At 68.8% G+C, this 21,012-nt stretch carries 18 protein-coding genes; 11 read left to right on the top strand and 7 right to left on the bottom strand.

Going from position 1 to position 21,012, the window contains the following annotated elements; genetic code table 11:
• Positions 1-8: 8 nt before the first annotated feature.
• Complete coding sequence (locus ACZ6JT_RS06605) at positions 9-536, bottom strand: 2'-5' RNA ligase family protein (protein WP_469207804.1); 528 nt, start codon at positions 534-536, stop codon at positions 9-11.
• Positions 537-964: 428 nt separating this feature from the next.
• Here ACZ6JT_RS06605 and ACZ6JT_RS06600 point away from each other — a divergent pair, with 428 nt between their 5' ends.
• Positions 965-2,554, top strand: coding sequence for a PspA/IM30 family protein (locus ACZ6JT_RS06600; RefSeq protein WP_469207802.1), 1,590 nt, complete (start codon positions 965-967; stop codon positions 2,552-2,554).
• A gap of 162 nt (positions 2,555-2,716) precedes the next feature.
• On the opposite strand, the gene ACZ6JT_RS06595 is transcribed toward ACZ6JT_RS06600, so the two are convergent.
• A complete protein-coding gene (locus tag ACZ6JT_RS06595; protein ID WP_469207800.1) occupies positions 2,717-3,028 on the bottom strand; it encodes a hypothetical protein in 312 nt (103 codons plus the stop codon).
• A gap of 67 nt (positions 3,029-3,095) precedes the next feature.
• Positions 3,096-4,337: a hypothetical protein gene (locus ACZ6JT_RS06590; protein ID WP_469207798.1), complete on the bottom strand. Its 1,242-nt coding sequence runs from the start codon at positions 4,335-4,337 to the stop codon at positions 3,096-3,098.
• Positions 4,338-4,588: 251 nt separating this feature from the next.
• Between ACZ6JT_RS06590 and ACZ6JT_RS06585 the strand changes: the two genes are divergently transcribed.
• The 8 genes from ACZ6JT_RS06585 (at position 4,589) to ACZ6JT_RS06550 (ending at position 13,697) form a co-directional block, all read left to right on the top strand.
• The gene (locus tag ACZ6JT_RS06585) at positions 4,589-4,744 is read left to right on the top strand and encodes a hypothetical protein (RefSeq protein WP_469207796.1); all 156 of its coding nucleotides are present in this window, start codon (positions 4,589-4,591) and stop codon (positions 4,742-4,744) included.
• Positions 4,745-4,942: 198 nt separating this feature from the next.
• On the top strand, positions 4,943-5,584 hold the full coding sequence (locus ACZ6JT_RS06580; protein ID WP_469207794.1) for a Crp/Fnr family transcriptional regulator: 642 nt from the start codon (positions 4,943-4,945) through the stop codon (positions 5,582-5,584).
• A 129-nt stretch (positions 5,585-5,713) separates the two neighbouring features.
• The gene (locus ACZ6JT_RS06575; RefSeq protein ID WP_469207792.1) at positions 5,714-6,613 is read left to right on the top strand and encodes a hypothetical protein; all 900 of its coding nucleotides are present in this window, start codon (positions 5,714-5,716) and stop codon (positions 6,611-6,613) included.
• Between the two features lie 137 nt (positions 6,614-6,750).
• A complete protein-coding gene (locus ACZ6JT_RS06570; RefSeq protein ID WP_469207790.1) occupies positions 6,751-8,685 on the top strand; it encodes a hypothetical protein in 1,935 nt (644 codons plus the stop codon).
• Entirely contained in the window at positions 8,682-9,605 is a 924-nt protein-coding gene (locus ACZ6JT_RS06565) for a hypothetical protein (protein WP_469207788.1), read from the top strand. Before ACZ6JT_RS06570 ends, ACZ6JT_RS06565 begins: the two co-directional genes overlap by 4 nt.
• Positions 9,605-10,144, top strand: coding sequence for a Pycsar system effector family protein (locus tag ACZ6JT_RS06560; RefSeq protein WP_469208240.1), 540 nt, complete (start codon positions 9,605-9,607; stop codon positions 10,142-10,144). The genes ACZ6JT_RS06565 and ACZ6JT_RS06560 overlap by 1 nt, the downstream gene beginning before the upstream one ends.
• Before the next feature lie 306 nt (positions 10,145-10,450).
• Positions 10,451-11,602: a winged helix DNA-binding domain-containing protein gene (locus ACZ6JT_RS06555; RefSeq protein WP_469207786.1), complete on the top strand. Its 1,152-nt coding sequence runs from the start codon at positions 10,451-10,453 to the stop codon at positions 11,600-11,602.
• 403 nt (positions 11,603-12,005) lie between these two features.
• Positions 12,006-13,697, top strand: coding sequence for an AMP-binding protein (locus ACZ6JT_RS06550; protein ID WP_469207784.1), 1,692 nt, complete (start codon positions 12,006-12,008; stop codon positions 13,695-13,697).
• Between the two features lie 39 nt (positions 13,698-13,736).
• On the opposite strand, the gene ACZ6JT_RS06545 is transcribed toward ACZ6JT_RS06550, so the two are convergent.
• The gene (locus tag ACZ6JT_RS06545; RefSeq protein ID WP_376613151.1) at positions 13,737-14,225 is read right to left on the bottom strand and encodes a glutathione peroxidase; all 489 of its coding nucleotides are present in this window, start codon (positions 14,223-14,225) and stop codon (positions 13,737-13,739) included.
• A 101-nt stretch (positions 14,226-14,326) separates the two neighbouring features.
• A complete protein-coding gene (locus ACZ6JT_RS06540; RefSeq protein WP_469208238.1) occupies positions 14,327-15,118 on the bottom strand; it encodes a hypothetical protein in 792 nt (263 codons plus the stop codon).
• Between the two features lie 425 nt (positions 15,119-15,543).
• On the opposite strand from ACZ6JT_RS06540, the gene gcl reads away from it, so the two are divergent.
• Positions 15,544-17,331: a glyoxylate carboligase gene (gene gcl / locus ACZ6JT_RS06535; protein WP_469207782.1), complete on the top strand. Its 1,788-nt coding sequence runs from the start codon at positions 15,544-15,546 to the stop codon at positions 17,329-17,331.
• Positions 17,332-17,545: 214 nt separating this feature from the next.
• Complete coding sequence (locus ACZ6JT_RS06530; protein ID WP_469207780.1) at positions 17,546-18,139, top strand: hypothetical protein; 594 nt, start codon at positions 17,546-17,548, stop codon at positions 18,137-18,139.
• A 249-nt stretch (positions 18,140-18,388) separates the two neighbouring features.
• Here ACZ6JT_RS06530 and ACZ6JT_RS06525 read toward each other — a convergent pair whose 3' ends face one another.
• Positions 18,389-19,846 (bottom strand): catalase, encoded by a 1,458-nt coding sequence (locus ACZ6JT_RS06525; protein ID WP_469208236.1) that lies wholly within the window; start codon positions 19,844-19,846, stop codon positions 18,389-18,391.
• A 211-nt stretch (positions 19,847-20,057) separates the two neighbouring features.
• On the bottom strand, positions 20,058-20,948 hold the full coding sequence (locus ACZ6JT_RS06520) for a 2-hydroxy-3-oxopropionate reductase (protein WP_469207777.1): 891 nt from the start codon (positions 20,946-20,948) through the stop codon (positions 20,058-20,060).
• Between the last annotated feature and the right edge of the window lie 64 nt (positions 20,949-21,012).

Below are 21,012 nucleotides of genomic sequence, written 5' to 3'. Positions count from 1 at the left end.
CAGCCGGCTCACGGCCCGGCCGGGACGCCGAGCGGCACGGCGAACCGTGACTGCCAACCTTCCTCCGTCAGCACCACCAGCTGGACCGCCGCCGCACGGGTCCGCAGCGGCAGCAGGCTGCCGATCGCAGCGCGGACACGGGCGGCGGCCGTCGGGTTGTCCGCACCCATGGCGACCGTGAGATGCGCGGCGGGCTCGGCCCCGAAGCGGCCCTTGTACGGCCGCAACCCGGGCCACTGGGCGCGGAACGCGTCGACGATCGTCTGGAGCCCCGGAACGGCGACGGCGACGAAGCCGGACGCTGTCACGACCTCCTCCAAGAGCAGATCGGCTGCCGGAAAACCCGCAGCCAGGGAACGCACACCCTCCTCGTCCTGCTCCGTCAGCGCCGCTTCAGGCACGAACGGGTAGAGGAGCGAGACGTGCGCCGGCACCCCACGACGCACCAGAGCCGGATCGATACGCCACGCCGCCTCGAGGAGCGGACCGGCATCGGGCAGAACGATGACGACGGCAGTGGTCCCCGGCTCTGGCATGCCGTCATCATCGCAGCCCAGTCCGCTACCGCACCCGTAAGAGGGATCCCCGCGACGACTTCCCCGTCCGCTCCCTCGACGCGAACGAAAACCAGCAACCCGGGCGGCGCCTCGTCCCCTGGTACAAAACTGACCGAACCCTGCGCCATGCCCCGGAGGCGCCGCAGGCGGCGCGGAACGCTCAGCGCCACAGGGCGGCTGAGCGGAGGACGCTTACGGAAGCGGTTCGGGCCCCGCTCAGACTGCCTGCCTGCTCAGGAACCAGCATGCATACCTTTCGGCTGCCCTGACGGTTGGCGCTGAAGCCCCCGCGCAGGGCATTACGCACTTCGGCATGGCGGCACTACGGTGTGCGCAAGCGGAGTCCTGACCGCGTTCGAGGGTCAACCAGTCCGTTGGGCAGGACATCTGGGGTGAGGGGAGCCGCCGTGCAGGCGCTGTATGCCGTAAGTTTCGACATCCGGTCTGCCCAGGAGAAGCCGGGCCACGTCTTTGAGCGCCTACGTGACCATCTAGCCGTGTGGCTCAGCCACGGCGGACGCATACCGGCGCCGTCGGTAACCGAATTCGGCCAGGATGGCCGGGCGGTGCTCGTCGGCAGGGTTCCCAGCCACGTTGACCGCACGGTGAGCTGGACGGTGGCGGGCGATGAACATACCCGCGCCCTGCGCATGACCATCCACCAGCCATTGTCTGCAGGTCCGGCACAGTTCGTCACACGGGTCACCATCTCTCAGTCGGAGGACGGCAGTGGCGGGCTCAGAATCGTCATGGGTCGGCAGATCCCCGACGGATGGATCGCGCCAGTGCAGGACCCTCCGCTGAAGCGCCCAAACCTGCTGCGGGCGGTGCTCAGCGACCAGGAACTCGAAGTGCGGGTGCTGAGCCAGCTTGCCACGGGGCGCTACGAGAGGATCCGCGACGAGAGCCACGCGTCAGTTCTCCTTGATTCCCTGGCGCTGCGCACACGCCTCCCCATTCTCCTGGTGTATCCCAGGGACCAGGCGGGGTGGAGCGCGGCCGTTGATGCCTCGGGACAACTCGCTGGGTTGGCTCAGGTGGTGACCTTGAACTATGTGACTGCACAGGCTGTCCGCCGGACCCACGAGCAGGTGGCCGTACCCAGCGGAGGCGCCCGACTGGTGTGGCCCGACCTCGGCCTGGAGCATCCCGTCTACATGCGTGAGGAGGTGTCCGAGACGTCCTTCGTGGAACAGCGGCTGATGTCGTCGCTCGCCCATCTCTCAGTCATCGCTCGTGGCAGTGACACGGCGTGGGAGCGGGCGCGGCAGGCTTCGCACCGCGCGGGCGCGCGGAGGGCTGCCGAGCAGCTGTCCCGCGCCCAGGCCGCCGGTGACACGACAGCCGAACTCGAAGCGTTGGAAAAGCGCCTACGACAACTCGAAGAGGACGCAAGCTCCTGGGAGGAAATGGCGCAAAGCTGCATGGAGGAACGCGACAAGGCGCGAGATGACGCAGCCACCGCCGAGGCGCTGCGCCAGGACCGGGACTATTGGAAAAATCAGTACCTCGACTTGTCGAAGAGCGGGAGCGGACAGGCGGCCGTACTCGATGTTTGGAGTGAGATCCCGGCCCTGGAAGCGGACGCCGTTCCCACGTTCAAGGCTCTCACCAAGGCGTCGGGGGAACACATCGTGTTCACGGCGAGAGCAGGGCGCACCTGGAAGGACTCTCGCTATCCGTACCCCCAAGAGATGACCGACCAGCTGATCGCCCTTGCGCAGGCCGCGATGGACTTGTACGCCAACCCTGGCAATATGCCCAGGCTGCCCCAGTGGTTCTACGACAACCACGGACTGAAGTTTGCACCTAGCGACGAGAAGCTGAGCAAGGACAAGGAGAAGCGCTACTTTACGTTTGACGGGAAGCGCTTCGACGGACTGCCGCACATCAAGGTTCGGGATGCGGCGTCGCCTAACGAGGTGGGACGGATCTACTTCGCCTTCGACTCCGATGGGAAGCGCTTCATCGTGAACCACGTAGGACTTCATCTGTAGTCGCTTGCTTGGGCTGGTGAAGCATGATCTGGTCGCGGCGGGGGCAGCTAGGGATGAGGGGAAGGGCGCTCTTGCGGCGCGCTGCGCGTTCTCCTCGGATCTCCCCAGGTCTCCTGAGGGAATGGCTGGTCAGACCCTGCGGCCAGGTGTTCTTGGCTGGCCTCAGCCCGGCACAGCGACAGGCAGCAGCTTGCCGTCCCCGAGGTGCAGCCAACCCCGACCAGGGGCGATAGGCCAGCCAGTGATGGAGTCGCCGATTCTGATGCCGATCACATCGCCGGTGCTCCGCTCCTGAGGGGACAACAGAAGGCCGCGGTGGGCCTTCTTCGTCTCCCCGGCCCAACCGAAGCCGAACGGGAGTTTGTCTTCGCGACAGCCCACCACCAGAGCCGTTCCTTCTTCGAATCCGTGATGCACGACGCTCTTGAGTAGACGTCCGGCGTCACAATTGTCGAGGACCTCTGCGTCGTCCATCACTACGACGATCGGCTCTTCGGGCGACGCCGACGACAGGGCTCCCTCGAGTTCGTCGGTACCGAGCTCATCGCGTACGAAGCAGTCCACTACCCCGCTCTGACCGGCCACCTCTCGCAAGGGGGAGGCTCTTGGTGCGACCAGAACGACGAGGGCATTGGCAGCGAGCAGAGCGCGTGAGATGTTCACCAGTGCTGTGGACCGCCCTGACCCCCCGTGGCCCTGCCACGACGAATGCCGGAGCAGTTCCGGTTGCGAGGTCAGGACCGTACGCACGCCGTTCTTCTCCTGCGATCCCCGCGAGTGCCCACAAGGTTGGTGTCGCCGGATCCCGCATCGACCATGCCTCGTCGAAGCTGACACGTTCCGGTAGGTCATCGAAGCCACACTGCGCCTCCAATGTCTCGTGGGCCGCTTCCCAAAGCCCGAGGAGAAGCACATGGTCCTCGAGCATCAGGTGTGCCACGTGAGAGAAGGCCACGACCGCCTCACGAGTCGGTAGCTCCTCGTGGGTGTACCAACGGATCCAGGCATCTGACGGAATGCCTGTCTTTTCTCCCAGGTAGGTGAACGACCACTGTCGCTTGACCCTGTGTTTCTGGAGGAGACGGTGCAGCATGACCAACTCATGTCGCGCCGGCGAAGGGGCCACCTCGAACTCCCTGCTTTTGACCCCGTAGTACGTGGCGTTCGCCGGCCTGCTCTCACCTACGGCGTCAGCCAGCTTGACGAATCCTTCACCGCGGCGTACGACACCGAGGAAGACCCTCAGCGCATCCTTGTCGTCCCATAGGGCCTGCGCCGCGTTGATGATCAACCCCTTCAGGGACTCCTCGGCGTAGTTGACGCGTGCAGCTGCTTCGTCGACGTCAGGAGGCGTCTCCTTATTAGCTGATGTGCCTTGCGTACTTCGTTGCTGCGCGTCTTCGGCATCCTGGCCGGGTGCATCCACTGAGTCGGTGGGGATTCCCGCTTCGTCGCTGACGCCCGAAGCAGCGGCTTCGGGCGGTGGTTGCACGGATGCTTGCGCGACCGTCTCGTCGTACGCCTGCTTCCATAGCCCCTTGAACCGTTTGACTTCGCCCTCGGGGTCGTCGTGACCTGAGTCCTCGGACAGGACGGTGACGATGAGCTCCAGGCGGCCCAGCTTGGGGAGGTCCGGCCTCTGGAAGGTGTCCAGCACTGCCTGGTGGTTGACGATCCAGTAGTCCTGGGCGTCCTGCCCGATCCGGTCACGGATGCTGCGTGCAGACGGCAGCCCAGCGTCCAGTCGTAGATCGTGCAGGCCGTCGTTGAGCTTCTTGAGCACGGGGCGTCCGTGTAGGTCCGGCTTCCTCCAAGACTGGGCGCCCGCCATGCGATTCCCCCTGTCGGCCTGTTTCATCCTGTGAACCAGACGGGCCGACGGGTGTGCACGAGATCTTCGATTCTCGGCCGAGAACATGTTGGGCGGCGGGGGATTTTGGCCGAAGCTGTCAGGTGGCGTCTCAGGTCGTCAAGGTCTTCCGTGAGGGACACACGCTGGATGCACATCCCCGTTCTCTCCCGTAAGGAAGGCGAATGTCCATGGAACCCGCAAGCGTGCGTGTTGCTGTCCTTCTGCTGGTCGGTCTGCTCGTCACCATCCTGGCTCTGTACGTACCAGAAGCCGGTGCCGCTGTCGTGGGAACCGCCACGGTTGTGGCCCTCCTCGCCGATCTCACGGCCCGTAAGTGAATCAGGGGCGTTCGATCGGATCGCTCAGGAGTCCTGGTTCCATGGCGCGCCCGGAGACAGCCATGGTGAGACCCGCTGGGCGGGACCGCCACGATCGCTTTCGGTCAACGTCAGCTGATCGTCGATGCCGCCCGCAATATCGGCGTACAACTCGTGGGTCCGAGATGCACCGGTGTGGGCGTGATGGGAAGGCGACGCGTGCTGTCCGATGAAGTCTGGCGCGACCTGCGCAGTCAAGGCGTGACCAGGATGTACCCCGAGCGCAGCGTGCTGCTGCGGCAGGGATCCCCGGGGACGCACCTCCTCGCCCTCACCTCCGGGTTGGCCAAGGTGGTTTGCCGAGAACCGAATGGAGCCAGGACGTGGCTCGCGTTTCGAGGGCCGGGGGACCTCCTCGGAGAAGTCTCGGTCTTCAACGGGACCTCGCGGACGGCGGATGTCGTTGCCCTGACGCCCTGCGCTGCAGTCGTTCTGGACGCACAGCGCTTCGTCCAGTTCGTCGAGGAGCGTGGACTGGTCATGCATCTGATGCGCCAGGCACTCGCCAGGATGCGCGAGTCCGACATCCACCGAGCAGAACTGCAGACCTTGCCATTGGTCGTGCGGCTGGCGCGCACACTGCTGAGGTTGGCCGTGCTCACCGATCAGATGGCGGAGAGCAACGCCGTCCGGCTGACGGGGCTGAATCAGGAAGAGGTCGCGCAGGCGATCGGCGTGACACGCAATGCGGTCATCAGCGGGTTGGGGCAGCTGCGGGCCGTCGGGCTGGTCGAAACGGCGCGGAGGGTGATCGTCATCAGGGATGTGGAAGCCCTGCAGCGCTGGGCGGTGGCCGACTGAGGACGGCGGCCTGTGAACCGGGACACACCCCGTGCGCCCAGCGCTGTGCACTCGGCGGAGCGGCGCGGATGGAACCTCGAAGCAAGCCCGACTACGGCTACTTGCCGGACCATCCGTGAGGAGACCTCCATGTCTGTACCCGTGCCTGTTCCGTATGCCGAAAGCCGGCCGCTCCCGCCCTACCGCGCCCTGTTCGCCGTTGACGCGAAGGACTTCACCGGACTGCCGGCCGCTCAGCACGGACCGGTCAGCCAGCTCATTCCCCAGCTGGTGGACCAGGCCCTGGAGCGGGCCGGTCTGCACCAGCTGCGCGATGCCCAGCGATTTCCCGCCAATACGGGAGACGGCGTCGTCTTCGGGTTCGATCCGGTGCACCTGCCCTTCGTGCTCTGGCCGTTCCTGGGAGTTCTGGACGACGTGCTCGGTTCGTACAACCGGCAGGCCGTTGGTCCGCGGATCAGGCTCCGGGCCAGCATCCACGTCGGCCCGTTGCCCGACGGGGGCGAGCCCGGGGACGGCAACGGCACGGCCCGCAACGACATGCATCGGCTGCTGGATTCGCGTCCGGTCAAGGCCATCCTCGCTGCGGCGAGCGAGGAGGTGACCCACCTCGCCGCAATCGTCTCGGAGCGGGTCTACGAAGACGTCGTGTTGGGTGCCTACACGGGGCTCCACCCCGACCGATGTGTCGAAGTGTCGGCCACCGTCGAAGGCAAGAACTTCTCGCAGCGGGCCTGGCTGTACGTTCCTTCGCCCTCCGGGAACCTCGTGCGGGCGGGCATCCGGCCGCGTGAGGAACCCGTAGCTGCGGTGCCGGCGGAGCCCGCCGTGGCACCGGACAAGGGTTCCGGAACGGAGTACCGCGGAAACTCCCAGCACGTCGGGGAAGGTGCCGCAGTGATGGGCAACGTCGGTCGTGACTTCACCTATACCGCACCAGCGACCACGTACCGCGGGACCAACCAGCACTGGGGCAGCGGAGACAACGTTGCGGGTGTCAAGCGGACCGGTGACGGGGACCACCGGTGAACGCCGGACCTGGACCGGCCGCCGAGCCGGACGACCAGACGGACGCCGATCAGGCCGATCCGTCGGTTGGACCGGGGACCGGGCAACAGAACTCCCTCCGTGAGAGCCACCAAAGGGTGGACAACGGAGTTGCGTTCATGGGGAACGTCGGAGGCGACTTCAACTTCCTGCACATCGCCGCGTCGAACGACGAAGCCATCGAGGGAATCCTCAAACCGCGCCTGCGAGAAGGGCCTTATCCGGCGGAAGAGGTGCGCGACAGGCTGCACGGATTCGTCGAACCGCCGTCGTACGTACGCTGCCGGAAGGCGTTGGACAGCCGGATCGTGCTGCTCAGGGCGAGGGCCGGAACGGGCGCCGGCACGGCGGCGTTCGCCCTTCTTGCTGAAAGGCACGGCGAGGACGGTGTCACGGGCCTGGATGCGATGGCGGATCTGTCGGCATGGCGGCCGAAGGCCGGCCGCGGGTACCTCCTGCAGGGGTTGCCGGCGGCTTCGGCCCGGGCCCTCGACGAAGTGCGGCTGACGGGCCTGGCCGAGGCGTTGCGCGGTGCCGGGGCTCACCTGGTCGTCACCATGGCGCAGGATGCCCGGTTGCCGCCAGACGCCAGCCGGTGGGAAGAGGCGCATGCCGCACCCGGACCGCACGAGGTCGCAGAGAGGCGACTGCGGCTCGTGGCTGCCAAAGGGGGGCTCGATAGCCCGCAACTCGACACCGCACTGCGGAACCTGGCCTCCCCCGAGTCCACTGCCTACCTCTCGACCCATCCACTGCCCGGTGATGCCGTCGACCTGGCGGAGGGGTTGCGGCAGTCCGCGGAGACGTCGGCACCAATCGGGTCCGTGCTCGAGGACCTCCTGACCGGCACCGAGGCCGCCGCCCGGTCCGCGCTCGCTCAGGCTCGGCACAGTGCCGACAAGGTCTCCTTGATGGCGGCCGTCGCTCTGCTCCCTGGACAGGACCGCACGGTGATCGAGCAGTTCGCCGCCGAGATGCGGCCAATGCTCGGTGCACGTGTTGCAAGGACGGGACAGAACCAGGCCCCGGACGATCAGTTGCCGGATGTCCTCGGCCCCTCGTTCGAAGACCGCCTCGAAGCCATCGGTGCATGCCCGGAGCCACCACGCAGTTCTCCCGCGGACCGGTTTCGATACCCCGTGCAGCCGATCGTTTTCTCGGGCAGGCACCGCGCGGCGACACTTCTTCGCCACCTTTGGCTGGACTTCGAAGGCATGCCGGCGGCGCTGTGGGGGGCTTTGGAGCAGCTGAACTATCAGCCGGGCCTCGATCTGGCAGCTGGAAAGGCGATCGGCCGGGTGCTCGCGCATGCCACCGGCCCCGACGTGCTGACTCAGCTGGACCGGTTCGCCTCCTCGGAGGACCGCTGGCGCCGACGGCTGGTCGCGGTGGCGTTGGGAGAGCTCGTCCAGTACCCCTTGGTTTCCGGTGCGGTCAAGGAGCAGATGCGTCGGTGGAGCAGCCGGTCATCCGTAGTTCTCCGCTGCACTGTCGCCGAGACCTGTGGGGGCAGCTACGGGCTCGCCCGGCCGGCCGCCGCCCTCAAACTCCTGGACAACGTCCTTGGTGGCTCCTCTCCGGAGTTGGACGCGAAACTGCGTTCCGCCGTCTCCTTCGCGCTGGGCGCCCTCCTCACCGAGCAGGCGAATCACATCGAGGTCCTGGAGGCGGTGATGAGGTGGCTGGGAGACGGCAGGGGAACACCACGTCACACGCTGGCGGTGCACGTGATCCACTCCATGTCCCTCTCGACGTTCCCTCAGCCGGGTACACCGGGTGCGGTCCGGATGAGCCTGGCCCGCATTCTGGAGTGCCACCCGGCTCAGGGTTTTGCCCTCGTTGTGCTGGGTCTCGACGACCCGGCCACGTACGAAGCGGTGGCCCAAGGGCTTGGGCGGGTTGAAGCCGACCCCGACATGTTCCAGAGGACAGCCTTCGACCTAGTGGTGAGTGAGCTCTCCCGTACCGCTCGCCATCGTCGGGGAGTCATCCGCTTCCTACTGGGGCGCCACCGAGATCACACGAACACATCGCGAAGGAGGAGTGCGTCATGAGCAGGCCACTGTTTACGTCGGTCAGTTCTTCACCGGTTCGGCAGCTGCTGCGGCAACGGTTCGGATCGTCTTCGGATCGCGCGCTCGTCTTCCTCTCGGATCAGGAAGCGGATCGCCTCGAGCCACCCCGGGGCGGAGACATCTGGGGATACCCCCGACCGTCGATCGGGGCGGCCTTCCGACGGGAGTTCGACTCGATCGGGTGGGTCTCGCTGGCAGAACGCCGGATCGTGGTGGAGGTGCCACGCCGGGGTCCTGCGACATCAACGCCTTCGCGAGCACGCTACGAAGTCGCCTGGAACGTCAGCAATCCGGTGGTCGCGGCACGCAGCGGCCTGACGGAGGACGCCGCGCGCCGGTTGATCGACCAGGCCATCCGTGGAAGTGCCGGACTGCAGGGTGCTTCTGATCCCCTTCGACAGCCGCCGACCCTGTACGGGACCGCTCAGGTCGAGCCCCCCGGTCAGCCGCGGAACATCGACGGGGCGGGCCTGACCTACTGGTTCCTGGACCCTCCAGCCGGCCTCCTACCGGCTTCAAGCCATCCTGCTGAGCTCCTCCTTCCGCCGGGCTTCGGCGAGGCCCACCGCGCGGCGTACCGCTTCTACCGCGAGGTGGTGGCCGGCGGGCCGGTCGGTCTGGCGGCGCTCTGGCTGCTTCACCATCCCGACCAGGCCAGGGAGGTGCTCGACTGGACGGTCGCACACGGCGACCTGCTCACCGAGCGGGACGGATGGGAGCGGACGCTGGCGGCAACGCTTCAGGGACTGACGAAAGAGGACCGGGGCTTCGTCGGGGTGAACCTGGCGCGCCTCCTCAGCGAAGTCGGCGTACCCCAGGGCGATGAGGTCTTGCGCAGGATAGGCGACACGGGTGTACCGCGCAGCGGCATGAACGGCTTCCACGGAGGGGCGCCGTGATGTGGGCTCTACCGTCTCGCCTCGCCCAGTTGAGAACTCGGCCCGAACGCCATGCCTCGGACGCGGACCACGTGGTGGTTCTGTCGCGAGAGCTCATCGCGCAGAACTATTTGGAGATCGGCCGGGCTGACGGCAAGGCAGCCATTCTTCTGGCTACGGGGGGAACGCTCTTCGGGCTCCTTCTCGTACGGCGTCCCCTCGATGTTGTGTGGGCCGTCCCTTTGTGGTGGATGGCAGCGGCCACCACGACAGGGGCGTTGGTGTTCCTGCTCCTGGCTCTCGCCCCGCGCCGTGGGGCACGAGCCAGCGAGAGGCACGGCCTCCTCGCATACTACGAAGACGTGGTGCGTGCAGAGACGCGCGCCGATTTGTCGGCTGGGCTCAGGCGGGACGGCGCAGATCCCCAGCCTCGGCTGCTCCGTGCGCTGAGGGAGACCAGCAGGATCGCCCGAGCCAAGAACCGCTGCGTGCGGTACGCCATTGTCATGCTGCTACCGGCGATCACCGCGGCCTTCCTGGCCGTTGCGCTCGGTCGCTGACCAGGATCGACCGAGACGTTCGGGGCTGGCCCGAGAGCGAGAGGTCGAGTGCGCGTCTGACGCAGCCTTCTGGGGTGGCACCGCGGCCGAGGGAGGCGAGACGGACAAGTTCGGCGACCGCTACGAGGGTGCCTGGACCGTTAGACATGCCCTGTACGTACTGCTGGGCAGAGGCACATCGACCACTGTGGTGACCGATTCGGGCAAGGCCGCGCTCCGCCTTGCTGGGGACAGCGCAAGGGGAGGAGGTGCGCCAGCGGGGAGTTGCGGACGGAGGCTGTCCGCAAGGGGGGTTAGCTTGTTGGCATGGCCTCCATGACGACGCATCCCGTGCTCGGCACCCGCGCTCTGAACCGTGCCACTCTTGCCCGCCAGCTGCTGCTCAGCCGCGCCCAGATGTCCGCGGAGGGCGCCGTCACCCACCTGCTCGGACTCCAGGCGCAGAACGTCAAGCCGCCGTACTTCCAGCTCCACGCCCGCCTCGCCGGCTTCCGGCCCGCCGAGCTCGCCGGGCTCATGGAGTCCCGGGAGGTGGTCCGGATGGTCACCATGCGCTCCACCATCCACACCCACACCGCGCACGACGCCCTGACCCTGCGCCCCCTTGTCCAGCCCGCCCGCGACCGCGAGGTCGGCTATTTCCGCAAGGGGCTCGTGGGGGTGGACCTGGACCGGCTCGCCGAACGGGCCCGTACCTTCGTCGAGAGCGCGCCGCGCACCATGGCCGAGATCCGCGAGGAGCTGCTTCGCGAGTGGCCGGGGGCCGACCCGCAGTCGCTGTCCGTCGCCGCCCGCTGCCGGCTGCCGCTGGTCCAGGTCACCCCGCGCGGCGTGTGGGGGAGCAGTGGGCAGGTACGGCTCACCACCGTCGAGCACTGGCTCGGCCGGCCCGCCGGGGCGGCGCAGCCCGTGGACGACGTCGTCCTGCGCTACCTCGCCGCCTTCGGGCCCGCCTCCGTCAAGGACATGCAGGTCTGGGCCGGGCTCACCCGGCTGCGCGAGGCCTTCGAGCGGCTGCGGCCGGGCCTGGCGGTCTTCCGGGACGAGAACGGCGTCGAGCTCTTCGACCTGCCCGACGCGCCCCGCCCCGACCCGGACACCCCGGCCCCGCCGCGCTTCCTCCCGGAGTTCGACAACCTGCTCCTCTCGCACGCCGACCGCACCCGCGTGATCGCGTCCGAGATCAAGGGCCGTACCTGGAGCGGGAACCAGGCCCACTGCACCCTGCTCGTCGACGGGTTCGTCGCCGGGCTGTGGAAGTCGGAGGGGGCGGTGCTCACCGTAGAGCTGTTCGACCGGGTCTCGAAGGCGCAGAAGGAGGAGATCGTCGCCGAGGGGGAGCGGATGATCGCCGACATGACCGGGGAGGCGGAGAAGACGGGCAGGCGCGCGGGCGAGGCATCCGGAGGGGCTTCCGGCAGGGCTTCCGTGCGCTTCGGGACGGCGTACCGAAGCTGAGCCCCGCTAACCGGGCCCGTGCCAAGCGGAGTTGTACGGGGCGCACGCCGGCCGCGTGGTCCCGGGACGGACGGCATGCCGAGCCGGACCGCGGATTCCCCGCCGGCCCTGCGCGGCGGGGCGCGCCGCGCCGCGCGGGGCTTCGACGACCTCCTTCCGCAACCCGGCCGGCCGCAGGGCCACGGGGCCGCCGTCGAACACCTGCCGGCGGAGGTCGAAGGCCGCGCGGGCTGCCGCCGTACCCCTCCGCATGGACTGGTCGAGCGGCCTGCTCACGGCCGTGCGAACGGCTCCGGCCGGGAGTCGGTGATCCGGCCGGCCGTGGCCGGATCCTCGCCAACGGTCAACTCGCGCCGGGCGTCGCACTGGTGGTCCGTACGGCGGACGCGGCACGATACCTGCCATGACGACCGAAAGTACGCAGAACAGCGCCACCGCCCAGTTCCTCGCCGCGCGGGACTTCCTGCTGGAGCGCCGCGGTGACTACGAGGCCGCCCACAGCGGATTCACCTGGCCCCGCCCCCACCGTTTCAACTGGGCGCTCGACTGGTTCGACCACATCGCGGCCGGGAACGGCGCCGATGCCCTGCGCATCGTCGAGGAGGACGGCACCAGCGAGGCCCTCACCTTCGCCGAGCTGGCCGCACTCTCCGGCGCGGCCGCCAACTGGCTGCGCGAGCAGGGCGTCGCGCCCGGCGACCGGATCCTCGTCATGCTCGGCAACCAGCGCGAGCTGTGGGAGGTGATGCTCGGCGCGATGAAACTGCGCGCCGTCGTCATCCCCGCGACCCCCCTGCTCGGCCCGGCCGACCTGCGCGACCGCGTCGAGCGCGGCGGGGTACGCCACGTCATCGCGCGCGCCGAGGACACGGTCAAGTTCGAGGAGGTGCCGGGCGGCTACACCCGCATCGCCGCCGGACGGCAGATCCCGGCGGGCTGGCGGCCGCTCGCGGACATGCAGGGCGCGGACACCGCCTTCACGCCCGAGGGGGAGACCCTCGCGACCGACCCGCTGATGCTGTACTTCACCTCCGGCACCACCGACCGCCCGAAGCTCGTCGAGCACACGCACGCCTCGTACCCCATCGGGCACCTCTCCACCATGTACTGGCTCGGGCTGCGCCCCGGCGACGTGCACCTCAACATCGCCTCGCCCGGCTGGGCCAAGCACGCCTGGTCCAACCTCTTCGCCCCGTGGAACGCCGGCGCCACCGTCTTCGTCCACAACTACACCCGCTTCGACCCCGAGCGGCTGATGGCCGAGATGGACCGGCACGGCGTGACCACCTTCTGCGCCCCGCCCACCGTGTGGCGGATGCTGATCCAATCCGACCTCACCCGGCTGGCCAGGCCCCCGCGCGAGGCCGTCGCCGCCGGCGAGCCGCTCAACCCGGAGGTCATCGACCGGGTCCGCGAGGCCTGGGGCGTCACCATCCGCGACGGTTTCGGCCAGACCGAGACCACCCTCCAGGTCGGCAACTTCCCCGGGGTGCCGGTCAAGCCCGGCTCCATGGGCCGACCGGCGCCCGGCTACGAGATCGTGCTGCTGGACCCCGTCACCGGGAAGGAGTCCCCGGACGAGGGCGAGCTCTGCGTGAACCTGGGCGCCCGGCCCGCCGGAGTGACCACCGGCTACCGCGACGACCCGGAGCGCACCGCCGAGGCCATGGCGGACGGGCTCTACCGCACCGGCGACATCGCCGCCCGCGACGCCGACGGGTACCTCACCTACGTGGGGCGTTCCGACGACGTCTTCAAGGCCTCCGACTACAAGATCAGCCCGTTCGAGCTGGAGAGCGCCCTGCTGGAGCACGAGGCGGTCGCCGAGGCCGCCGTCGTCCCCGCCCCCGACGAGCTGCGGCTGGCGGTCCCGAAGGCGTACGTCACCCTCGCGGGCGGCTGGGAACCCGGGCCGGAGACGGCCCGGGTGCTGTTCGAGCACTCCCGCGCGGTGCTGTCCCCGTACAAGAGGATCCGCCGCATCGAGTTCGGCGAGCTCCCGAAGACCGTGTCCGGCAAGATCCGCCGGGTGGAGCTGCGGGAGCAGACGGCCGCCGGCTCGACGGGTGAGTACGACGAGGCCGACCTGCGCTGACCCGAGCCGGTACGGCGGGTCCCGTACGCGGCCGCGCCCCTACGCCGGGAGGTGCGCCTCGATCGCGGCGATGACCTCGGGGGCCTCGGGCTCGGTACGCGGACGGAAGCGCGCGACGACCTCACCGGCCGGGGAGATCAGGAACTTCTCGAAGTTCCACTGGATGTCCCCCGCCTCGCCCTCCGCGTCCGGGGTCTTCACCAGCTCCCGGTACAGCGGGTGCCGGTTCTCGCCGTTGACCTCGGACTTCTCCAGGATCGGGAAGGTGACGCCGAAACCGGCCGCGCAGAAGGTCTGGATGTCCTCGGCGTTGCCGGGCTCCTGCTCGCCGAACTGGTTGCAGGGCACACCGATGACCGTGAAGCCCTTCTCCTCGTACTTGAACTGCAGACGCGCCAGTCCCGAGTACTGCGGGGTGAGCCCGCACTGCGAGGCCGTGTTCACGAGGAGGATCGCCTTGCCCTTGTGCGCCGCGAGGCTCGTGGGCTCGTCGGACAGGGTGGTCAGCGGGATGTCGTACAGGCTCATCGGGCTCTCCTCGGCAGGCGTAAGGACGTAAGCAGGCAACGCCTACGAGCTTAAGCGCCCCTCCCGCGGACCCCGCCGACGCCCAGGGCGGCCCTGGAAAGCTAGGCCCCCGACCCGACCAGCTCGTCCGCCGGGTCGTTGACCGGCTGCGGCATCCCGGTGAGGTCCATGACGAACAGCGGTATCCCGAGATCGTCCGCGCGGGTGCGGGCGTCCTCCGTGTACCCGGCGAGGGAGAAGTAGACGCTGGTCGCGGAAGCGGTGAGGCCGTTCAGCCAGACGCACTCCACCGCCCGCAGCCCGGCCGGCGCGGTGGTCGGGTCCACCTGGGCGACCAGTCCCGGGGCCCGCAGGTCCACGGCCGCGGAGGGGATCGGCCGCGCGTCGGGCTGCCGTACGTCCTGGAAACCGAGCCAGCGCAGGTACAGCGCGGCCGTGGCCACCGCGTCGCGGGCCGTACGGATGGTCACCGGCCGGAAGGCGGGCCGCGGCAGCGGAGCGGCCGGTGGCGCCGGCGCCGGCGGTGGCACGTGTGCGGGCCGCGCGTCGGCGGGGCCGCCCGCCGCCCCCGCCCCGCGCGGACCGGGCCCCGCCTCGCGGGGATCCGGCCGTGGGTCGGACCGGGGGCGGTCCGGGCCGCCGGGGACCGGGCCCGACCCCTGCCCCGTGGCCGCGCCGTCCCTCCGTACCCCGCCGCCGGCCTCCGCCGGTCCGGGCTCGTCACCCGCACCCGCACCCGCACCCGCACCGGCACCGCCTGCGGCCCGGTCTCCGGAGTCGACCCCCTCCAGCGGGTGCACCGGGATCCGCACCACCGTCCCGCACGATCCGCAGCCCAGCTCGGGCTGCGGCCACTCGCTCTCCCGCCCGCAGGCCGTGCACCGCACGGCCACCCAGCTGTCCGACCAGGTGCGGTGCGTCAGCGGCACGGGCGGCGCGGCCAGGTCCAGCGGGGGATGCACCGGGCTTCCGCAGGCGCAGGGGAAGACCGGTGCGGTGTAGCCGTTGTCGCGCAGGCACGCCGGGCAGCGCACCGGTACCGCTTCCGCCATGAGACCTGTACCCCCTCGTCGCTGTGCGTAGGTCCATGGTCCACCACCGGCGACCGCGGGGGCGAGGGCGCACGCCTTTTCCAGGGGATTCGGGTCGCCGGATCGGTCATTTGTGCAACTCACCGAGCAAGACGCGGCTTTTGGTCGGTTCCGGGGTCCCCCACTGCCTTGACGCCGACGAAGCCGCCGCTTAGCTTGTTCCGTATAGCAGAACAAAACTTCCGGATGACGGAAAAGCCTGACCGCCAGACCCGCAGGAGAACCTGATGCCTCGTATGACAGCCGCCGCCGCTGCAGTTGAGATCCTCAAGCTCGAGGGTGTCGAACAAGCGTTCGGCGTGCCCGGTGCTGCGATCAACCCGTTCTACCGCGAGCTCAAGAACGTGGGCGGGATCGCGCACACGCTGGCCCGCCACGTCGAGGGCGCCTCGCACATGGCCGAGGGCTACACGCGGGCCAAGGCGGGCAACATCGGTGTCTGCATCGGTACCTCGGGCCCGGCCGGCACCGACATGATCACCGGCCTGTACTCCGCGATCGCCGACTCGATCCCGATCCTGTGCATCACCGGTCAGGCTCCGGTCTCGAAGCTCCACAAGGAGGACTTCCAGGCCGTCGACATCGCCTCGATCGCCAAGCCCGTCACCAAGAAGGCCACGACCGTCCTGGAGGCCGCGCAGGTTCCGGGCGTGTTCCAGGAGGCCTTCCACCTGATGCGCTCCGGCCGCCCCGGCCCGGTCCTGATCGACCTGCCGATCGACGTCCAGCTGACCGAGATCGAGTTCGACCCCGAGACCTACACCCCGCTGCCGGTCTACAAGCCGCAGGCCAGCCGCGCCCAGGCCGCCAAGGCCCTGCAGTTCCTGCTGGAGTCGGAGCGCCCGCTGATCGTCGCCGGTGGCGGCATCATCAACGCCGACGCCTCCGACCTGCTGGTCGAGTTCGCCGAGCTGACCGGCGTCCCGGTCATCTCCACCCTCATGGGCTGGGGCACCATCCCGGACGACCACGAGCTGGCCGCCGGCATGGTCGGCGTCCAGACCGCGCACCGCTACGGCAACGCGACCTTCCTGGAGTCGGACTTCGTCTTCGGCATCGGCAACCGCTGGGCCAACCGTCACACCGGTTACAACCTCGACGCCTACACCAAGGGCCGCAAGTTCGTCCACGTCGACATCGAGCCCACCCAGCTCGGCAAGATCTTCGCCCCGGACTTCGGCATCGCCTCCGACGCCAAGGTCGCGCTGGAGCTCTTCATCGAGATCGCCAAGGAGCTGAAGGCCGAGGGCAAGCTGCCGGACTTCTCCGCCTGGGCCGCCTCGGCGCAGGAGCGCAAGGCCACCCTGCAGCGCCGTACGCACTTCGACAACATCCCCCTGAAGCCGCAGCGCGTCTACGAGGAGATGAACAAGGCCTTCGGCCCGGAGACCCGCTACGTCACCACCATCGGTCTCTCCCAGATCGCGGCCGCGCAGTTCCTGCACGTCTACCGCCCGCGCCACTGGATCAACTGCGGCCAGGCCGGCCCGCTCGGCTGGACCATCCCGGCCGCCATCGGTGCCGCCACCGCGGACCCGCAGACCCCGATCGTCGCGCTCTCGGGCGACTACGACTTCCAGTTCATGATCGAAGAGCTCGCGGTCGCCGCGCAGCACAAGGTCCCCTACGTCCACGTCCTCGTGAACAACGCCTACCTGGGTCTGATCCGTCAGGCGCAGGGCGGCCTGGGCATCAACTTCGAGGTCAACCTGGAGTTCGAGAACATCAACACCCCCGAGCTGGGTGTCTACGGTGTCGACCACGTCAAGGTCGCCGAGGGCCTGGGCGTCAAGGCCATCCGCGTCACCGACCCGGACAAGCTGGGCGAGGCCTTCGAGGAGGCCAAGAAGCTGGCCCAGGAGTTCCAGGTCCCGGTCGTCGTCGAGGCGATCCTGGAGCGCGTCACCAACATCGCGATGAGCAAGACGGTCGACATGAGCGACGTCACCGAGTTCGAGGAGCTCGCGACCGAGCCGGGCCACGCCCCGACCGCGATCAAGACCCTCAAGGTCTGATCGCACCCCGTACACACCCTGCGGCCCCTGCCCCTCCGGAAGGAGGGGCAGGGGCCGCAGGGCGTTGGGGGGTACGGGGGTTGCGGGGTTGCGGGGCCGGCCCGGTAGCTCCCCCTCGTGGAAACGGGGCAGGGGAGAGGGCGCCGGGATGCGGTGGGGCGGCGGGGATCGGTGTGGACTGCCGGGGGTGCCCGGCGGGCTGAGGAGTCCGTACGTGGGCCGCGAGGTCGTCTCCGCGCAGAACACCCTGGACTCCCTGGAGGGGGACGTGAACGCCGACCACCGTGCCCCGGGGGGTGTCAGCGCCCCGGCCGTCCTCGTGGGGCGCTCCTGGGGCGGCCACCTGGACAACGACGACGGACGCAGCTGGACCGCCCGTGACGGCACCTCCGACTTCTGCGGGGACCTGCCGCGGGAGGAGCAGCTGCTGGTGTGGGTGACGCAGGGCGCCCCGCGCGCGGAGGTCCTGGGCGCCGGGCTCGACGATCCGGCCTGGCGGACCAGGCCAGTTGGTTCCTCGTTGCCACGCGGGACCATGCGGTCAACCCGGAGCTCCAGCGGTTCTGCGCCCATCGCACGGGCCGCCACCCTCGCCGAGGTCGAGTCCTCCCACACCCCCGTGCCGTCCGAGCCCGAGGCGGTCCTGGACCATCCGGACGGCGGCCCGTTCGGTCTGAACGGCAAAGAGCCGAGTCACGGGACCGTCCGTGACTCGGCTCTCTGGTGGTTACCGCCCGACGGAGCGAGGCTGGCGCGACAGGACGTTCGCACCGCCGGGCGGAGTCGGAAGGTTCTCCTCTGTGTGTGAGGGGGCCCTGTGCGTGGCCCCTCATGGAGAGGAGTGGCTGGGACCGTGGCGGTCGGCGACGAGAACTCCGGCGTCGTCTCCCTCAGGTCAAGAGACGGGCCTCGGAACCCATTACCACCGCACTGGCTCGCACGCCCGCCACGGTCCTCGTCCTGCCCTCGCCGCGTACCACCCCTCATCCGGGTCCACGGGTCGGGCTCAGCACCCGGGGCCCGACCTCCCGTCAGGCCCCCGGTACAGCTGTGCGGCTCAGGCGTCGCGCAGGGCGCGCACGGCCTCCTCGACGCGACGGCCGTAGTCGGCGTCCGCGGCGTGGAAGTGAGCCAGGTTCTTCTCGATGACGTCCTCGAGGGTGACCTGAGACAGCCCGCCGGCGATGTTCGCCACCAGACGCTGCTTCTCGGCCTCCGACATCAGGCGGTAGAGCTCACCGGCCTGGAAGAAGTCGTCGTCCTTGGTGTGGGCCGGGGCCTCGTGGGTGCCCGTGTAGCCGGAGACGGCCTTCGGGGCGCCCAGCGCCAGGCCGGTCTCGGCCGGGCCCTGGTACGAGTTGGGCTCGTAGTTCTTGTCGTGGCGCGAGCCGTTGCGCAACGCCATGACGCCGTCGCGGCCGTAGTTGTCGGCCTTCGTCGCCTTCGGGGCGTTGACCGGCAGCTGGGTGTGGTTCACACCGAGGCGGTAGCGCTGGGCGTCGGCGTACGCGAAGAGACGGCCCTGGAGCATCTTGTCCGGCGAGGCGGTGATGCCCGGGACGAAGTTGTTCGGGGAGAAGGCGGACTGCTCGACCTCGGCGAAGACGTTGTCCGGGTTGCGGTCGAGGACCAGACGGCCCACGCGCTGCAGCGGGTAGTCCGCGTGCGGCCACACCTTGGTGAGGTCGAACGGGTTGAAGCGGTAGTCCGCGGCCTCGGCGGCGGGCATGATCTGGACGTAGAGGGTCCAGCTCGGGTTCACACCGCGCTCGATCGCCTGGAGCAGGTCGGTCTGGTGCGAGTTCGCGTCCTTGCCGACGAGCTCGGCGGCCTGCTCACTCGACAGGCACCGGATGCCCTGGTTGGTCTTGAAGTGGTACTTGACGAAGAAGGCCTCGCCCGACTCGTTGGTCCACTGGTACGTGTGGGAGCCGTAGCCGTTCATGTGACGGTACGACGCCGGGATGCCGCGGTCACCCATCAGCCAGGTGATCTGGTGCGTCGCCTCGGGGGCGTGCGCCCAGAAGTCCCAGACGTTGTCCGGCTCCTGCTTGCCCGTGAAGGGGTCGCGCTTCTGGGAGTGGATGAAGTCGGGGAACTTGATCGGGTCCTTGATGAAGAACACCGGGGTGTTGTTGCCGACGAGGTCGTAGTTGCCCTCTTCGGTGTAGAACTTGAGCGCGAAGCCGCGCGGGTCGCGGACCGCGTCCGCGCCGCCGAGCGAGTCGGCGACGGTGGAGAACCGCAGGAAGGTCTCGGTCTTCTTGCCGACCGTGTTCAGGAACGCGGCGCTGGTGTACGCGGTGACGTCGTCCGTCACCTCGAAGTAGCCGTACGCGGCGGAACCGCGGGCGTGCACCACACGCTCCGGGATGCGCTCACGGTTGAAGCGGGCAAGCTTCTCGAGGAGCTGCTGGTCCTGGACCAGGAGCGGGCCACCGACGCCGGCGGTGGCGGAGTTCTGATTGTCGGCGACCGGGGCGCCGGACTCGGTCGTCAGCGTGCGCTTCGACATGGTGACCTTCCGTACGGGTAACTGCTGACGGAAAGCGTCTTCCGTCATGCGGAACAGCCTAATTTCGGCGGCAACTAAACGTCAACAGTTTGTTGAACGAAGTTGAAAAGGCGAGTGGTGATCCGGACGGCGCCGGCACTTGGGCGCGACAGGACAGGTGTCAGCACCGGCGCCGTCCGGAGACTCGGATCCCCTGCGAGAGGGGAAGTGCTCAGATCTGAGCGCCGGAGAGGCGCTCGACCGCACGGAGCAGGGCGGAGTGGTCCAGGCCGCCGTCACCCTGGGCGCGCAGGGAGGCGACCAGCTGGGCGACGACCGCGCCGACCGGGAGGGCCGCACCGACGTTGCGGGCGGCGTCGGTGACGATGCCCATGTCCTTGTGGTGCAGGTCGATCCGGAAACCGGGCTTGAAGTCGCGGTTCAGGAAGTTGTCCTTCTTGCGGGTCAGGACCGTGGAGCCGGCCAGACCGCCGTTGAGGACGTCCAGGGCGGCCTGGAGGTTCACGCCGGACTTCTCGAGGAAGACGACGGCCTCGGCGCACGCCTGGATGTTCACCGCGACGATGAGCTGGTTGGCGGCCTTCACCGTCTGGCCGGAGCCGTGCGGACCGCACAGGACGATGACCTTGCCGAGCGCCTCGAGGATCGGCAGAGCGGCGTCGAAGTCGGCCTGCTCGCCACCCACCATGATCGACAGGACGGCCTCGATGGCGCCGGCCTCGCCGCCGGACACCGGGGCGTCGAGGACGCGGATGCCCTTCTCGGCGGCGTTCTTCGCGAGGTCGACCGAGGTCTGCGGGGTGATCGACGACATGTCGATGATCAGCGCGCCGGACTTCGCGTTCTCGAGGATGCCGTTCTCACCGTAGGAGATGGCCTCGACCTGCGGGGAGGCGGGCACCATCGTGATGATGACGTCGGCGTCCTTGACGGCCTCGGCGATCGAGCCGGCCGCGGAGCCGCCGGCGGCGGCCAGACGGTCCAGCTTGTCCTGCTCCAGGGTGAAGCCGGTGACCGAGTAGCCGGCCTTCAGGAGGTTCTCGGCCATGGGGGAGCCCATGATGCCGAGCCCGATCCACGCGATCTTGGGGAGGTTGCTCATGATGAGGGTCCTTCTCTTAATGCTTTGTACGAAAAGTTCGTGACGTGCCTGGCTGATCGCCTGG

It is taken from the genome of Streptomyces sp. NPDC046308 (assembly GCF_055588065.1).
This window is presented reverse-complemented; position numbering and strand designations above follow the sequence as displayed.

Excerpts from the sequence above, each read along its gene's own strand:
- ACZ6JT_RS06605 (WP_469207804.1), bottom strand. The coding sequence starts at position 536 with ATGCCAGAGCCGGGGACCACTGCCGTCGTCATCGTTCTGCCCGATGCC.
- ACZ6JT_RS06595 (WP_469207800.1), bottom strand. The coding sequence starts at position 3,028 with ATGGACGACGCAGAGGTCCTCGACAATTGTGACGCCGGACGTCTACTC.
- ACZ6JT_RS06585 (WP_469207796.1), top strand. The coding sequence starts at position 4,589 with ATGTCCATGGAACCCGCAAGCGTGCGTGTTGCTGTCCTTCTGCTGGTC.
- ACZ6JT_RS06575 (WP_469207792.1), top strand. The coding sequence starts at position 5,714 with ATGTCTGTACCCGTGCCTGTTCCGTATGCCGAAAGCCGGCCGCTCCCG.
- ACZ6JT_RS06570 (WP_469207790.1), top strand. The coding sequence starts at position 6,751 with ATGGGGAACGTCGGAGGCGACTTCAACTTCCTGCACATCGCCGCGTCG.
- ACZ6JT_RS06565 (WP_469207788.1), top strand. The coding sequence starts at position 8,682 with ATGAGCAGGCCACTGTTTACGTCGGTCAGTTCTTCACCGGTTCGGCAG.
- ACZ6JT_RS06560 (WP_469208240.1), top strand. The coding sequence starts at position 9,605 with ATGTGGGCTCTACCGTCTCGCCTCGCCCAGTTGAGAACTCGGCCCGAA.
- ACZ6JT_RS06555 (WP_469207786.1), top strand. The coding sequence starts at position 10,451 with ATGGCCTCCATGACGACGCATCCCGTGCTCGGCACCCGCGCTCTGAAC.
- ACZ6JT_RS06550 (WP_469207784.1), top strand. The coding sequence starts at position 12,006 with ATGACGACCGAAAGTACGCAGAACAGCGCCACCGCCCAGTTCCTCGCC.
- ACZ6JT_RS06545 (WP_376613151.1), bottom strand. The coding sequence starts at position 14,225 with ATGAGCCTGTACGACATCCCGCTGACCACCCTGTCCGACGAGCCCACG.
- gcl (WP_469207782.1), top strand. The coding sequence starts at position 15,544 with ATGCCTCGTATGACAGCCGCCGCCGCTGCAGTTGAGATCCTCAAGCTC.
- ACZ6JT_RS06525 (WP_469208236.1), bottom strand. The coding sequence starts at position 19,846 with ATGTCGAAGCGCACGCTGACGACCGAGTCCGGCGCCCCGGTCGCCGAC.
- ACZ6JT_RS06520 (WP_469207777.1), bottom strand. The coding sequence starts at position 20,948 with ATGAGCAACCTCCCCAAGATCGCGTGGATCGGGCTCGGCATCATGGGC.